Genomic DNA, 13,930 nt, shown 5'->3' on the forward strand with positions numbered 1-13,930 from the left:
AGAGGCTCCCTAACTTAGTGGCGTACGAGCCGCCGAACCACTACGGTGTGTAATCGCACCCGACGCATGCTGCCGCGCCGGCCGCCGTGAAACATGCCCGCTTCATTGCAACGGAGTCGATTTGGCCTACCTCTACCTGTTCCTCACCGCCTTCGCGGCGGCCACGCTCCTGCCGGCTTATTCGGAAGTCATGCTGGGCGGGATGGCGACACAGGGCTACTCACTGCTGGGACTGTGGCTGTTCGCCACGGCGGGCAATACGCTGGGATCGGTGGTCAATGGCTGGATCGGGCGGCAGGTGGAGCACTTCCGCCACAAGCGCTGGTTTCCGGTGAGCGAGAAACAGCTGACGCGGGCCCAGGATCGCTTCAACCGCTGGGGGCAATGGTCGCTGCTGATGGCGTGGTTACCGATCGGCGGCGACGCGCTGACGGTGATCGGCGGCATCATGAAAGTGCCCTGGCTCAACTTCATCGTACTGGTGGCCATCGGCAAGGGCGCGCGCTATGCCATGGTGCTTTGGGCGGTAATCGAGGCTACCTGACCGCGCGTTCCGGCGCGGCCAGGCCGGTCAGTCCGCCAGGCTCCTGGCGTCGTCGCTATCGTCGCGATAGAGGTAGTCACGCAGCAGTTCCTCGCCGTTGAACTCCGAACGCAGCACGGCGATGAAGGTGTAGACACCGATCAGTTTGCGGTTGAGGAAAACAAATTCCTTGGGCGGAATCCGGAAGTAGCGGCTGATAGCAGACCGGGCCGCCTGCCGCGCCACACGTGACGGCAGGTCGCTCTGCTTCCAGCGATACTGGCCCCGCTCATTGACCGCGTGCTCCGGCCATTCGCTATTGGCCGGCGCCAGGGGCTCGAGCACCGACATGCAGACTTCGCCGAAGCGCTGCAGTACGTCTTCCGGCCAGTCCTCGCTCATGAAATGCAGTTGGATTCCGCCCTCGATGACCCGTTCCAGGTCCTGCTCGTAGGACGCCTGGATCATCTCCTGCACCGGTTCCAGGAAGTCATCGGGGTAGGATTGCACGGCCCCAAAATCCAGCAGCACGATCTGGTCGGCGCCGGCACCGGAGTCCTCCGCAAGGCGGATGCGGTAGTTGCCGAAGTTGGGGTCGGTCTGCATTTCGCCCCAATCGAACAGTTCCCGGAAGAACAGCTCCAGGGCCGCGCGCCCCAGCTCGCTGCGTCGCTCCAGCGGCAACTGGGCCACCGTCTCCGAGCTCACCGGCCAGCCGGACTCGAAGGTCGCGGCCATCACCCGGGCGGTGGAAAATTCCGGCAGGATGCGTGGCACCACAAATCGGTTGTCGTCCGCCAGCATCTTGCGGAAGTGTTCCGTCGTGCGGGCCTCGAGCGCGTAATCCACCTCCCGGTGCATCATGGCGCGCACTTCCTCAAGCCATTCGTTGAATTCCGGCCCCATGGACACGAAACGCCCGACTTTCAGGATCTGCGCCACGGCGTTAAGGTCACTGTCCACCGCCTCGGCCACGCCGGGGTACTGGATCTTCAAGACGATCTCCAGGCCGTCGCTACGGCGCACGGCGCGGTGCACCTGCCCCAGGGACGCGGCGCCGATGGGCTCGGGATCCACTTCCAACTGGGCCAGGCGATCCGCTCCCAGCTCACTGGCCAGGACTTTTTCCACCGACGGCCAGGCCAGCGAGGTGGTCTGATCCTCCAGTGTGTGCAGCGCTTCGGTGACCTCCGCCGGCAGGAAGTGCTCGCCATAAAGGGCCATGACCTGGCCGATCTTGACCACACTGCCCTTGAGCTTGCCCAGCTCATCCACGAGGAAGCGCGCCTGGCTGGACAACATCTGGCGATGTCGCTCCTCGCGCTTGTCCCGACTGCTGAACAGGTTGGTCGCCATGTGGGTCGCCATTCGGGTGCCGGCAAACAGTCCGGCCCGGGTCAGGCTCAGCCGGCGCTCGAAACTGCCGGTCTTGATACGGGAAACGGAAGAGCGCGATTTCCTGGATGTCATCAGGGGGCCCAAAAGCTGTTGAATGGCGCACTCGGGTGCGACGGTACGTCCGGCCGATGTCCGCGCGTCCGGAACCGGCCCTGACTGATTATACGTGACTGACCGCCCTCACCGGTCACCGACGTGCCACCGCAACGCCGTTGCCGGAGCCAATGGATTCCCGGTGGCTTTGCCGTCTAGTGTCCTATCCGGTTGATTCACTGACCCGCCAAAAGCGACATCAGCACGATAAGACGCCGCTGGCGTCATGTTTACGTTTTAAAACAGAGCGGATCAGGGATTAGCGCTATGCTCGGGTCAGACCAACAATAAATACAACGCTAGCAATGATGCCCCAACCATCCAAGTCTGAGCCACTCCAAACCCGGCCTACAGGGCGCCATGGGCCCAATGGTCCCGGACGCCGACGCATCGAAGGGGAGATCCCGGTCCCCCGTCTGATCAACTGGCTCAGCATCGGCGCACTGCCGGTGCTCGCGTTCTTTGCCTACCGGGCGGCCGATCGCGGTGACACGCTGGTGACGGGCAGCCTGGTCACCGCCGCCAGCCTGCTGCTGCTCAATGCGCTGGCCTATCTTGTGCTGCGGCGACCCACAATGCACCGCCGGACGTTTATCGTGCTGATCGCCCTACTCTTCGTCTACGTCGCCACGGCGGCGCTGGAGGATGGCTCGGCGATCATCTGGCTGTTTGCCTATCCACCGATCATTTTCTACATCAGCACGCCGCGTATCGGCATCCTCAGCTGTGCCCTGGGTCTGACGGCACTGGCCGCCCTGTTCTCGCCCCTGGGCGATACCCTGTTCAACACCCCCTACAGCGACAGCTTCCGCCTGATGATGATCAACGTGCTGGCTTTCGAGATGGTCTCCTGCTACCTGCTCGACCTGAGCCGCCGGCGCAGCAAGGCCAGCCTGCTGACTCTGGCGGCGGAGCATGAATACGCGGCCAAACACGATGTGATGACCGGCCTGACCAACCGCCGCGAGGGCCTGGTCCGGCTGGAGGGAGAGTATCAGCGCTACCTGCGCAACCGGCAGGCGTTTTCGGTCATCCTGATGGACATCGATCTGTTCAAGGGCATCAACGACACGTTCGGCCATCACGCGGGGGATGCGTTGATCGTGATGGTGGCCGACAAACTCAGGGAGGGCTGCCGCCGCATCGATATTGTCTCACGCTGGGGCGGCGAAGAATTCCTGGCGATCCTGCCGGAAACCCGGGTCGACGAGGCGACACACATGGCTGAACGTATTCGTGCGGCGGTGGCGTCGTCATCCATTGAGCTCGATGGTACGCCGGTTGCCGCCTCGATCAGCGCCGGCGTGGCCAGCATCCACGGCGCCGAATCCACCAGTCGGCTGTTGCAGCGGGCGGACGAAGCGCTCTATACGGCCAAGGCCACCGGGCGTAATCAGGTGTGCAGCGGGAACGTTCCGTCTCAGGACAGCGCGTAAAGCGGGTCAGGATGCCGCATGGAGCCGGGGCAGGCCCGCTTCCTGCCGCACGTTGCCCAATTCCAGGCGCCGCACCAGGCTGGCGACCAGGGCCTCGGACACCGACGCCACGGAACTGTCCGGCGCAAAGTCCACTACCTGGGACATGGCCATCCCGGCCAGGCCGCAGGGGTTAATGCGGCGGAAGGGTTCCAGGTCCATGTCGACGTTCAGGGCCAGGCCGTGGAAGGAGCAGCCGCGACGGATACGCAGACCCAGGGACGCGATCTTGGTTCCGCCGGTATACACACCCGGGGCGTCCGGTCGGGCCGCCGCGTCAATCCCCAGATCGCCGAGCACCTCGACGATGCTGTCCTCGATGGCGGACACCAGGTGGCGTACGCCAAAGTGGGCGCGGTGCAGGTCGATCATCAGGTAGATCACCAACTGGCCGGGGCCGTGATAGGTCACCTGGCCGCCCCGGTCCACCTGGACCACCGGGATATCCCCCGGCGCCAGCACGTGCTCCGCCTTGCCGGCCTGGCCCTGGGTGTAGACCCGGGGATGTTCCAGGCACCAGAGCTCGTCCGGCGTCTGCGGGCCGCGCTGGGCGGTGAAGGTTTTCATCGCCTCCCAGGTGTCCAGGTAGGGCTGACTCCCCAACTGGCGAACGATCACGTCGGGCATGGTGGTCACAGGCGTTCTCCGCTTACAGCACCATGTGGACGCGGCCGCTCGCCTTCAGCTCCTCGAACAGGGCCTTGAGCTGGGGCTCCCCGGTGGCAAAGATCTTGATCCGCACCGAGGTGAAACGTCCTTCGCGACTGTCGTTGATGGTGATATCGGCCTCATCGAGGCCCGGCGCGTGCTTTTCCACCACTTCCACGACGAAGTCGCGGAAGTCCGGAGCGGCGTTACCGATCACCTTGATCACGTAATCGCAGGGAAATTCAATTTTCGGGGGTTGCTGTTCGCTCATGACTGACTCCGCTCGTACCTCTCTTTTCGCTTTGCCCGGCTAACCCGTTAGCCGGTTCATCCGCACTTCAGTTAAAGAGCTGTACGAAAAACAACTTGATGGCGTCCCAGATGCGCTTGAAGAAACCGCCCTCAGGTACAGCTTCCAGCGCCACGACGGGCCGCTTCATGATTTCCTGGCCATTAAGGGTCACGCGCACCTGGCCCAGCTCCTGGCCGGCTTCGATGGGCGCCTTGATGACCGAATCGATGTCCATCACCGATTCCAGCGAATCCTTGCTGCCACGGGGGATGGTCACAACCGCGTCGTCGGCCACACCCAGTTTCACGCTGTCCTTCTCGCCACCCCAAACGCGGGTATCGCTCAGCGATTGCCCGGCCGTAAACAGGGACTGGGTCTCGAAATAGCGGAAGCCATAGTTGAGCAGCTTCTGCACTTCCTGGGCGCGGGCATTCTCACTGGACGTGCCCATCACCGTGGCAATCAGTCGCATGTCATTGCGTTTGGCCGAGGCCACCAGACAGAAACCCGCCTCTTCGGTGTGACCGGTCTTCAGACCATCCACCGAGGGATCGCGCCACAGCAGACTGTTGCGATTGGGCTGACGAATGTCGTTGTAGGTGTAGTACTTCTGAGAGTAGATCTCGTAGTTCTCGGGGTAGTCCTGAATGATCGCCCGGGCCAGCAACGCCAGGTCGTGTGCCGAGGAGTAGTGTTCCTCGTGGGGCAGCCCGGTGGCGTTCATGAAGTGGGAATTCTTCATGCCCAGGATCTGCGCCTGCTGGTTCATGATGTCAGCGAAGGCGCCTTCGCTGCCGGCAACAAACTCCGCCAGCGCCACACTGGCGTCGTTACCGGACTGAATGATCACACCGTGGATCAGCTTCTCCACCGGCACCTGTGAACCTTCCTTGACGAACATCCGCGAGCCGCCGGTCTTCCAGGCGTGCACACTGATGGGAACCTGGTCGGCCATGGAGATGCGCCCCTCATCCAGCTCACGCTCGACGATGTAAGCGGTCATCATCTTGGTCAGACTGGCCGGCGGCAAGCGCTCGTCACTGTTCCCCTGAACGATGATGTGGCCACTGTCCGCATCCATCAGCACGTAGGAGCTGGCCGCAATCTGCGGCGGTGACGGAATCAATGCCGGCTGTGATTGGGCGGCGGCCGCCGATACCCAGGCAAATACCAGGGTAAGCGCGCAAAAAAGTGTCTTGAAAACCGTATTCTTAGCCATGGATCCATTCAGTCAGTACATCAATTGACGACACCCATCCGGGCATCTCCTGGTTCGGCAGCTCACCCCGGACCTGCAAATCGCCACCCCCCGACTCGTCGGGTACTGCTGGCATCAGGCGGTCTCGGCTGCCGGGCCCGCAAGCCCTGTCTCAAAGCGGATCGGTCACCACGATGGGGCGACCCAGTCCGTCCTGCTCAATCAGTTTACTGGTCTCTTCGGCCAGTGACCGCTGCTCAAACGGGCCAACCTGCACCCGGTGGTACTGGCCGGCGGCGTATATCCGCACCGGCGTGTCGGTCAACGCCCGCAGTTGCTCGGACAGGCGGCGCGCCGAATCCGCCTGGGTGAACGACGCCACCTGGACGAAAAGGCCCTCTCCGGCGCTGGAGGTGGCGGGAGCCGATTCCTTTGCCGGCGCAGTCCCGGCGACCGACATACTACCATCCGGCGACACCGTAATCGCGGCCACCTCCACGTGCGCCGTACCCTGCTTCTGGTAACCCAGTTTTTTGGCGGCCGCGTACGACAGGTCGATGATGCGGCTACTGTGGAACGGCCCCCGATCGTTGACCCGGACAATCGTACTGCGTCCGTTGTCCAGGTTGGTGACCCGCGCGTAGCTGGGCAGCGGCAGACTGCGGTGCGCCGCCGTCATCTCGTACATGTCGAACACTTCGCCGTTGGACGTCTTGTGCCCGTGGAATTTCTCGCCGTACCAGCTCGCAGTGCCCCGTTCAATGTAGTCGCTGCCGTCCGCCAGTACCGTATACTGCTTGCCCCAGACCGTGTAGGGCGACTTGTTGCCATAGGAGCTGGGCTTCTCATAACGCGGCACCGCGTCTTCCAGCCCGCTGGCATCGAAATCCCCCGACGGCGCCCGATCCTGGCTGATACTGTAGCGCGAGGACGATTGCCCACCGCTGCTGCTCTCCGGTGACGACGCACACCCCGCCAGAAGCAGGGGCAGGACCATACCCAACGCCCAGTATCCAACGGACCGGCTCATGCGTCACCTCCCGTCCCGGCTTGATCGACAACCGATCCGTCGTCGGCCGCCAGGGCCCGGGAAAGTTCCAGTACCGCCATGGCGTAAAGATGACTGTGATTGTAGCGGGTGATGACGTAAAAGTTGGGGTACGTCAGCCAGTCCTGTTGACCTGCCTCAGCTTCGACCCGCAACAACCGCGCGCGAGTGGCCGCGGCCAGCTCCGCCTGGGGCTCTATCCCGGCGGCCCGGTAGTCCGCTATCGTCAGCCGCGGCTTGAGACCGTCCGTGTAGAGCCGGGGGGCGTAATCCGCCGTCGTCACCTGCTCGGCGACCGCCTCCGCGTCGCGCCAGCCGTGACGCGCAAAATAATTGGCAACGCTGCCGATGGCGTCAACCGGGTTCTGGATGATATCGGCCTGGCCGTCGCCGTCGAAATCGATGGCGTAGTGCCGGTAACTGCTGGGAATGAACTGGCCATACCCCATAGCCCCGGCGTACGAGCCCTTTATGACGGCCGGATCCAGTGCCTGTTCCCGAGCCATCAAAAAAAATTCCCCAAGCTGGCCGCGGAAGAACGACGAACGCGGCGGATAATCGAACGCCAGTGTGGCCAGGGCATCCACCACCCGGTAGCGGCCGGCATACTCACCGTACTGGGTTTCAACACCGATAATCGCCGCCACCACGTAGCGGGACACGCCCAGCTCGCGCTCGGCACGGGCAAAGATATCAGCGTACTGGTCGAGAAACGCCCGCCCCTTTTCGATGCGCGACGGTTTGATAAAGATGCGTCGGTACTCAGCCCAGGTCAGCGTCCGTTCAGCGGGGCGGCTGATGGCGTCGAGGATGGCAGGCTGTTGCTGCGCCAGCCCCAGCCAGCGTTCGAGGGTGGAACGATCAAAGGCATAGCGCTGCACCATGTCATCGACGAAGGCGCGACCCTCGGGCGTCTCCACATAACTGGCGGCAGCCGGCATCGCCAATCCCAGCGCCGCTGCAGCCCCGAGATACCGCAGCTTTCGCCCCCAACGGCTTTGTCCCACACTCATCGCAATATCCTGACACATCTTGTTTTTTGACGGCCTGTTCACAACCGTCCTGAAGCCGCGAAAGAGTACCACGGCCCCCGAAAAACCGGCCACTGACGGCCGGTCTTATGAACAAAAGGTAACGCCGGGACCCCGCCCTAGGCCGTGATCATGCGCCGGTGTGTGTGAATCGACATCATGACCCCGAACGCCGCCATCAGCGTGACGATGGAAGTCCCCCCGTAACTGACCATCGGCAGGGGTACACCGACGATGGGCAGGATACCGCTAACCATACCGATATTGACGAAGACATAGATGAAAAAGGTCATGGTCAGGGCGCCGGCCACGAGGCGACCGAAGGAGTCCTGAGCGTTGACGGCGATGTAGAGGCAGCGGGCGATGATCAGGAAGTACAGGGTCATCAGCGCCACCACCCCGATAAAGCCGAACTCTTCGGCCAGCACCGCCACAATAAAGTCGGTGTGGCTTTCGGGCAGAAAATCCAGGTGCGACTGGGTGCCCTGCAGCCAGCCCTTGCCCATGAGCCCGCCCGAACCGATCGCGGTCTTCGACTGGATGATGTTCCAGCCCGCGCCCAGTGGATCGCTTTCCGGGTCCAGCAGGGTCAGGACACGCTGTTTCTGGTATTCGCGCATGACGAAGAACCACATCACCGGCGCCGCCACCCCGGCCATGCCGAAGAAGGCGCCCAGCAGTTTCCAGCTCAGGCCGGCGAAAAACACCACGAACAGGCCCGCAAGGCCCACCAGCAGCGCCGTCCCCAGGTCCGGCTGTTCAACGATGAGAATCATCGGCAGGAAAACGATGGCCAGCGCCACCGCCACCCTTGAGAAACGCGGCGGCAGGTAGTGGCGGGACAGATACCAGGCGGCCATGATCGGCACCGCCAGCTTCATGAACTCGGATGGCTGAAAACGCGGCAGGCCGGGCAGCGCCAGCCAGCGCTGCGCGCCCTTGGCCCCCACCCCGACCAGCAGCACCGCCGCCAGGGCAATCAGGCCCAGCGCGTACAACCAGGGCGCCCAGCGCCGGTAGACCGACGGATCCAGCTGCGCGAACACGAACATGACCACCAGAGCCACACCGATCCGCGCCACCTGGGACTCGACGATGGCCATGCTGCTGTCACCGCCGCTGTACAGCACGAACAGGCCGCCGCCGAGCAGGAGCAGCAACAGCACCAGCAGTATCGGATCCAGGTGGATGCGGTTGAGCAGACCGCGCGGGTTATGCAGGCTCGGCCCCTGCATGTGCCTGACAAAATCACGCTCAGCCATCGCTGCGGGACTCCTCTTCCGACTGACCGGCCACGATTGGCTTGTCTGTATCCGCCGGCTCTTCCCCGGCGTTCATATCCAGCAGCCAGGCATCCATCATCTTGCGGGCCAGCGGCGCGGCGGTGCTGCTGCCGCCACCGCCGTTCTCGACGATCACCGCCACCGCGATCTTGGGATCGTCGGCCGGTGCAAAGGCCACGAACAGGGCGTGGTCGCGCAGGCGCTCCTTGATTTCGTCGGCATCGTATTCCTCGCCCTCGGCCAGACTGAACACCTGGGCGGTGCCGGACTTACCGGCAATGCGGTAGGCCGCATCCGCGCCCGCTTTTCGGCCGGTGCCGTGGGGACCGTGCATGACCGCCTCCATGGACTCCACCACGTGATCCCAGTCCTGTTCGCGCTTGAGGTTCAGGTCCTGGTGCGTCTCCTTGGGCATGACCTCATCCGTGGACTCGGCACCGATGGCGTCCTTGAGCATACGCGGCTGGGCCCACGTGCCGTGATTGGCCACGACCGCGGTGGCCGTAGCCAGTTGCAGTGGCGTGGCCAGCATGAAGCCCTGGCCGATACTCATGTTGACCGAATCCCCCGGGTACCAGGGCGCGTTGCGTACCGCACGCTTCCACTGAGACGACGGCAGCAGGCCCGCCTGGGCGCCACTGATGTCGAGGGAGGTGTCCTTGCCAAAACCGAACTGGTCCAGGTACTCGTGCATGACATCGATGCCCATGCGCTCGCCCAGGTCGTAGAAGTAAGTGTCGCACGACTCGGCAATCGCGCTTTTCAGGTCGACCCAGCCGTGACCGCCCCACTTCCAGTCACGATAGCGGCGACCCTTGCCGTCAATCTGGTAATAGCCCGGATCCCAGATGGTCCGCTCCCAGGTGGTGTGATCGCTGTCCAGTCCGGCCACCGCCATCATCGGCTTGATGGTAGAGCCGGGTGGGTACTGACCGCGCAGGGCCCGGTTAAACAGGGGTTTGTCGGGGGACTCGCTCAGCGCCCGGTACTGCTCCACGCCGATCCCGGTCACGAACAGGTTGGCGTCGAAGCCAGGCACGCTCGCCAGCGCCAGCACGCCGCCGGTCTTGGGTTCAATGGCGACGATGGCGCCACGGCGCCCCTCCAGCAAGTGGAAAGCTTCGCGCTGCAGACGAATGTCCATATGCAGCCGCAGGTCGTCGCCAGGCACGGGGTTTTGCTGCTCCAGCACACGCAGGGTCCGGCCCCGGGCATTGGTTTCCACGTGCTGGTAACCCACCTGGCCGTGCAGAGCATCTTCATAAAAGCGCTCGACCCCGGACTTGCCCACGTAGTTGGTGCCAGCGTAGTCGGTGGGATCGAGCTTGCGTAGCTCATCGCGGTTGATGCGGCCGACATAGCCCAGAGCATGGGAAGTCAGCTCAGCGTATGGGTAGTAGCGCACCAGCTCCGCTTCCACCTCGACACCGGGCAACTCGTAACGGTGGACCGCCATGCGTGCAATGGCGGCTTCATCCAGGTCGTAGCTCAGGGGGACAGCCGAGAACGGCCGACGGTATTCGTCCAGGCGCCGGTTGAAGCGTTCGATGTCCTCGTCGGAGATGTCGAGGATCCGCTGGAGCTGGTCCAGGGTCGCATCCATGTCGGGCACCCGCTCGGGTACGACGGTCACGCTGAACACGGGGCGATTCTCCGCCAGCAGCACATCGTTGCGGTCGTAGATGAGCCCACGCGGCGGCGCCATGGGCTGCACTTGCACCCGGTTTTTTTCCGACAGAGTGGTGAAGTTGTCGTGATTGAGGATCTGTAGGTAATACAGGCGCGTGACCAGGATACCCAGCATCGCAAGCATGACCACGAGTGCCACCAGCACGCGCCGCTGGAACAGGCGACGCTCGGCAGCGGTGTCCTTGAATTCCCCCCAGGGCATGCGTGAATCCTATGCGCGGTGGTATGGATGGTTGCGGGTAATCGACCAGGCGCGATAAAGCTGCTCGGCCAAAAGGATGCGCACCAGCGGATGCGGCAGGGTCAACGGCGACAGCGACCAGAGCTGGTCGGCCCGCGCCCGGCAGCTGGGTGCAAGACCGTCGGGACCGCCCACGAGAAAGGCCACGTCACGACCGTCCATCTGCCAGGTCTCCAGCTGGTCCGCCAGTTTTTCGGTCGACCAGGCCCGACCGCCGACTTCCAGGGCTATCACCCGGTCGCTGCGCCCCAGCGCCGCCAACTGGGCGTCGCCTTCCTTTTGCATCAGTCGGGGGATATCGGGATTCTTGCCCCGCTGGGCCAGCGGGGTCTCCACCAGCTCCAGCGGCAGGTCGGGCGGGAAACGGCGGGCGTATTCCTGATAACCATCGTTCACCCAGCCCGGCATCTTCTGGCCGACGCAGACCAGCTTCAAACGCATGATTACTCGCTACCGGCCGCACCCAGACCCGGCGCATCACGCCAGAGCCGTTCCAGATCGTAGAATTCGCGGGTGGCGGGCATCATCACATGCAGGACCACATCGCCGAGGTCCACCAGCAGCCAGTCGCTGTTCTCTCCACCTTCGACATTGGCGTTGCGTACGCCCTTGGATTTCACCTCGTTCATGACGGACTCCGCCAGGGAGCGGACGTGCCGATTGGACGTGCCCGATGCGATCACCATGTAGTCGGTGACGCTGGTTCTGTCCCGGACATCCATCACACTGATGTCCTGCGCCTTCACTTCCTCCAATGCGTTAACGACCGTATCTCTCAGTTGCTCAGCCTGCATAAGTACCCTGTTTGACGGTGTTTCCACCTGACGTGCCGGTCCCGGCGGAAGCCGGCGATGAATGCCCTGCCCATGGCAGCGGCGACGAATCGGGCATTGTACCATCAAAATTCTCGGACAGGTCACGTTTCGACCAGTTCCGGATGGCCGGGCTCAGTCCCGGTACAGCCCCTCTTCGCGGATCAACCGCCAGACCGGGTCCGGCAGCAGAAAACGCGGCGAACGCCCCTCGCGGATGGCCGCACGCACGGACGTCGCGGAGATGTCCAGCAGCGGCAGGTTCACGGCCCAGACGCGCCCAGCCGGGCAGGCCCGCAGGCTGTCGGCGTCAGTGCCGCGGTTGGCCGCCAGCAACTCGCCCGCCACCGAATCCTCCGGCACGTCGTAGCCCGGGCGCTGGACGACGATGATGTGGGCCAGCTCAAGCAGCTCGCGCCAACGGTCCCAGCGGTCGATGGCGGCGAAACTGTCGGTGCCCACCACCATCGCCAGCGGCTCGCCGGGGCCCACCTCGTCTCTCAGCTCTGCCAGCGTATCGACCGTGTAGGACGGCGCGTCGCGCTTCAGCTCGCGGGCGTCCAGGACCAGTCCGGGCTCACCCGCGACCGCCGCCTCGAGCATCCGCAGACGCTGCTCCGACGTGGCACCCGGCTCGTCCCGGTGCGGTGGCAGGTGACACGGCACCAGCCGCACTTCCGCCACCTGCAAACGTTCCCGCAGCTCCACCGCGGTGCGCAGATGGGCGTGGTGAACGGGATCGAACGTCCCGCCATACATCACCTTCATAGCGCCCTCAGGTCCGGATATGGCCGTCGCCGAACACCACGTATTTCTGCGAGGTGAGGCCCTCCAGCCCCACGGGACCGCGAGCGTGGATCTTGTCGGTGGAGATGCCGATCTCGGCCCCCAGGCCATATTCGAAACCGTCGGCGAAGCGGGTCGAGGCGTTGACCATGACCGAGCTGGAATCCACTTCGGTCAGGAAGCGGCGGGCCCGGGTCACGTTCTCGGTGACGATAGCGTCGGTGTGCTGGGAGCTGTAACGGTTGATGTGGGCAATCGCGTCGTCGAGTCCGTCCACCACACGCACCGCCAGAATCGGCGCCAGGTACTCGGTGGACCAGTCCTCCTCGCTGGCCGCCGCCACATCCGGCAGGATGTCCCGGGTGCGCTCGCAACCACGCAGCTCAACGCCCTTCCCGGCGTAGTCGCGGGCCAGCAGGGGCAGCATATCCGCCGCCACTTCCGCGTCCACCAACAGGGTTTCCATGGTGTTGCAGGTACCGTAGCGCTGGGTTTTGGCGTTCACCGCCACCGCCAGCGCCTTTTCCGGATCGGCATGGCTGTCGATGTAGACGTGGCAGATACCGTCCAGGTGCTTGATGACAGGTACGCGGGCTTCGCGGCTGATGCGCTCGATCAGGCCCTTGCCACCGCGCGGCACGATCACGTCAACGTACTCGGGCATGGTGATCAATTTGCCCACGGCGTCGCGGTCACGGGTCTTGATCACCTGTACCGCCTCCTCCGGCAACCCGGCCTCGCTCAGTCCGCGCGCAATGCAGGCGGCGATGGCCTGGTTCGACTCGAGAGACTCGGAGCCGCCACGCAGGATGGTGGCGTTACCGGATTTCAGGCACAGACTGGCCGCCTCGACGGTGACGTTGGGGCGAGACTCGTAGATAATCCCCACCACGCCGAGCGGCACGCGCATCTTGCCCACCTGGATGCCCGACGGGCGATAACTCAGGCCGGTGATCTCTCCGATGGGATCCGGCAGGGTGGCCACCTGGCGCAAACCCTCGATCATGGTATCGATGCGCGCCGGAGTAAGCTCCAGGCGATCGAGCATCGCCGGCTCCAGGCCAGTGGCACGGCCGGCTTCGAGATCCTTGCGGTTGGCCTCAGCCAGCGCCTCGCGGGAGGCGTCGAGCGCCTCGGCCATGGCCAGCAGGGCCGCATTGCGGTCAGCGGTGCTGGAACGGGCGATGGCGGTCGCGGCGGCGCGCGCCTGTTGACCAACGTCTGCCATGTAAGCCGAAATATCCATCAAGAGGTCCTATCATCTGCTGTTTTGCTTTTGCTAATTTAAGCGTATCGGTCGATATTCCCGGAAAACAGGGCGCCAGGGGGCCTTCTGGTAACGTCGCGGGCGCAGCCGTTTTCACATGGTCTCGTCCCGGTGCTTTCTCCGGATGCCAGTATACGTTGTTGCCG

The 13,930-nt window shown here is 63.8% G+C and carries 14 protein-coding genes; 2 read left to right on the forward strand and 12 right to left on the reverse strand.

The window, feature by feature from the left end:
* The first annotated feature begins 121 nt into the window (after positions 1-121).
* A complete protein-coding gene (locus tag GQB00_RS15995) occupies positions 122-544 on the forward strand; it encodes a YqaA family protein (protein ID WP_111497359.1) in 423 nt (140 codons plus the stop codon).
* 27 nt (positions 545-571) lie between these two features.
* Here GQB00_RS15995 and GQB00_RS16000 read toward each other — a convergent pair whose 3' ends face one another.
* The gene (locus GQB00_RS16000) at positions 572-1,993 is read right to left on the reverse strand and encodes an ABC1 kinase family protein (RefSeq protein WP_111497358.1); all 1,422 of its coding nucleotides are present in this window, start codon (positions 1,991-1,993) and stop codon (positions 572-574) included.
* Between the two features lie 329 nt (positions 1,994-2,322).
* Between GQB00_RS16000 and GQB00_RS16005 the strand changes: the two genes are divergently transcribed.
* Entirely contained in the window at positions 2,323-3,450 is a 1,128-nt protein-coding gene (locus tag GQB00_RS16005; RefSeq protein WP_165857043.1) for a GGDEF domain-containing protein, read from the forward strand.
* Between the two features lie 6 nt (positions 3,451-3,456).
* Here the strand turns inward: GQB00_RS16005 and lipB are convergent, their stop codons facing one another.
* The 11 genes from lipB to GQB00_RS16060 form a co-directional block, all read right to left on the reverse strand.
* The gene (lipB, locus tag GQB00_RS16010) at positions 3,457-4,116 is read right to left on the reverse strand and encodes a lipoyl(octanoyl) transferase LipB (protein WP_165857129.1); all 660 of its coding nucleotides are present in this window, start codon (positions 4,114-4,116) and stop codon (positions 3,457-3,459) included.
* A 22-nt stretch (positions 4,117-4,138) separates the two neighbouring features.
* Positions 4,139-4,408: a YbeD family protein gene (locus GQB00_RS16015; RefSeq protein ID WP_165857044.1), complete on the reverse strand. Its 270-nt coding sequence runs from the start codon at positions 4,406-4,408 to the stop codon at positions 4,139-4,141.
* 67 nt (positions 4,409-4,475) lie between these two features.
* Positions 4,476-5,648, reverse strand: a complete 1,173-nt coding sequence (locus GQB00_RS16020; RefSeq protein WP_111497355.1) for a D-alanyl-D-alanine carboxypeptidase family protein — start codon at positions 5,646-5,648, stop codon at positions 4,476-4,478.
* Positions 5,649-5,799: 151 nt separating this feature from the next.
* Entirely contained in the window at positions 5,800-6,657 is an 858-nt protein-coding gene (locus GQB00_RS16025) for a septal ring lytic transglycosylase RlpA family protein (protein ID WP_165857045.1), read from the reverse strand.
* Positions 6,654-7,688, reverse strand: a complete 1,035-nt coding sequence (gene mltB / locus GQB00_RS16030) for a lytic murein transglycosylase B (protein WP_111497353.1) — start codon at positions 7,686-7,688, stop codon at positions 6,654-6,656. Before mltB ends, GQB00_RS16025 begins: the two co-directional genes overlap by 4 nt.
* A gap of 137 nt (positions 7,689-7,825) precedes the next feature.
* Positions 7,826-8,968 carry a rod shape-determining protein RodA gene (gene rodA, locus GQB00_RS16035; protein WP_111497352.1) on the reverse strand — a complete coding sequence of 381 codons (1,143 nt, stop codon included), beginning with the start codon at positions 8,966-8,968 and terminating at the stop codon, positions 7,826-7,828.
* Positions 8,961-10,880: a penicillin-binding protein 2 gene (mrdA, locus tag GQB00_RS16040; protein ID WP_111497351.1), complete on the reverse strand. Its 1,920-nt coding sequence runs from the start codon at positions 10,878-10,880 to the stop codon at positions 8,961-8,963. Before mrdA ends, rodA begins: the two co-directional genes overlap by 8 nt.
* A gap of 9 nt (positions 10,881-10,889) precedes the next feature.
* Positions 10,890-11,360, reverse strand: a complete 471-nt coding sequence (gene rlmH / locus GQB00_RS16045) for a 23S rRNA (pseudouridine(1915)-N(3))-methyltransferase RlmH (protein WP_111497350.1) — start codon at positions 11,358-11,360, stop codon at positions 10,890-10,892.
* A 2-nt stretch (positions 11,361-11,362) separates the two neighbouring features.
* Positions 11,363-11,713 carry a ribosome silencing factor gene (gene rsfS / locus GQB00_RS16050; RefSeq protein ID WP_111497349.1) on the reverse strand — a complete coding sequence of 117 codons (351 nt, stop codon included), beginning with the start codon at positions 11,711-11,713 and terminating at the stop codon, positions 11,363-11,365.
* Positions 11,714-11,866: 153 nt separating this feature from the next.
* Entirely contained in the window at positions 11,867-12,499 is a 633-nt protein-coding gene (nadD, locus tag GQB00_RS16055; protein WP_111497348.1) for a nicotinate-nucleotide adenylyltransferase, read from the reverse strand.
* A gap of 7 nt (positions 12,500-12,506) precedes the next feature.
* Positions 12,507-13,763 carry a glutamate-5-semialdehyde dehydrogenase gene (locus GQB00_RS16060; protein WP_111497347.1) on the reverse strand — a complete coding sequence of 419 codons (1,257 nt, stop codon included), beginning with the start codon at positions 13,761-13,763 and terminating at the stop codon, positions 12,507-12,509.
* Positions 13,764-13,930 lie beyond the last annotated feature (167 nt).

The organism is Marinobacter sp. JSM 1782161, assembly GCF_011421605.1.
Lineage (GTDB): Bacteria > Pseudomonadota > Gammaproteobacteria > Pseudomonadales > Oleiphilaceae > Marinobacter_A > Marinobacter_A bohaiensis.

What these genes read in the sequence shown, in the direction of transcription:
- GQB00_RS16000 (WP_111497358.1), bottom strand. Translation starts at nt 1,993, where the DNA reads ATGACATCCAGGAAATCGCGCTCTTCCGTTTCCCGTATCAAGACCGGC.
- GQB00_RS16005 (WP_165857043.1), top strand. Translation starts at nt 2,323, where the DNA reads ATGCCCCAACCATCCAAGTCTGAGCCACTCCAAACCCGGCCTACAGGG.
- lipB (WP_165857129.1), bottom strand. Translation starts at nt 4,116, where the DNA reads ATGCCCGACGTGATCGTTCGCCAGTTGGGGAGTCAGCCCTACCTGGAC.
- GQB00_RS16015 (WP_165857044.1), bottom strand. Translation starts at nt 4,408, where the DNA reads ATGAGCGAACAGCAACCCCCGAAAATTGAATTTCCCTGCGATTACGTG.
- GQB00_RS16020 (WP_111497355.1), bottom strand. Translation starts at nt 5,648, where the DNA reads ATGGCTAAGAATACGGTTTTCAAGACACTTTTTTGCGCGCTTACCCTG.
- GQB00_RS16025 (WP_165857045.1), bottom strand. Translation starts at nt 6,657, where the DNA reads ATGAGCCGGTCCGTTGGATACTGGGCGTTGGGTATGGTCCTGCCCCTG.
- mltB (WP_111497353.1), bottom strand. Translation starts at nt 7,688, where the DNA reads ATGAGTGTGGGACAAAGCCGTTGGGGGCGAAAGCTGCGGTATCTCGGG.
- rodA (WP_111497352.1), bottom strand. Translation starts at nt 8,968, where the DNA reads ATGGCTGAGCGTGATTTTGTCAGGCACATGCAGGGGCCGAGCCTGCAT.
- mrdA (WP_111497351.1), bottom strand. Translation starts at nt 10,880, where the DNA reads ATGCCCTGGGGGGAATTCAAGGACACCGCTGCCGAGCGTCGCCTGTTC.
- rlmH (WP_111497350.1), bottom strand. Translation starts at nt 11,360, where the DNA reads ATGCGTTTGAAGCTGGTCTGCGTCGGCCAGAAGATGCCGGGCTGGGTG.
- rsfS (WP_111497349.1), bottom strand. Translation starts at nt 11,713, where the DNA reads ATGCAGGCTGAGCAACTGAGAGATACGGTCGTTAACGCATTGGAGGAA.
- nadD (WP_111497348.1), bottom strand. Translation starts at nt 12,499, where the DNA reads ATGAAGGTGATGTATGGCGGGACGTTCGATCCCGTTCACCACGCCCAT.
- GQB00_RS16060 (WP_111497347.1), bottom strand. Translation starts at nt 13,763, where the DNA reads ATGGATATTTCGGCTTACATGGCAGACGTTGGTCAACAGGCGCGCGCC.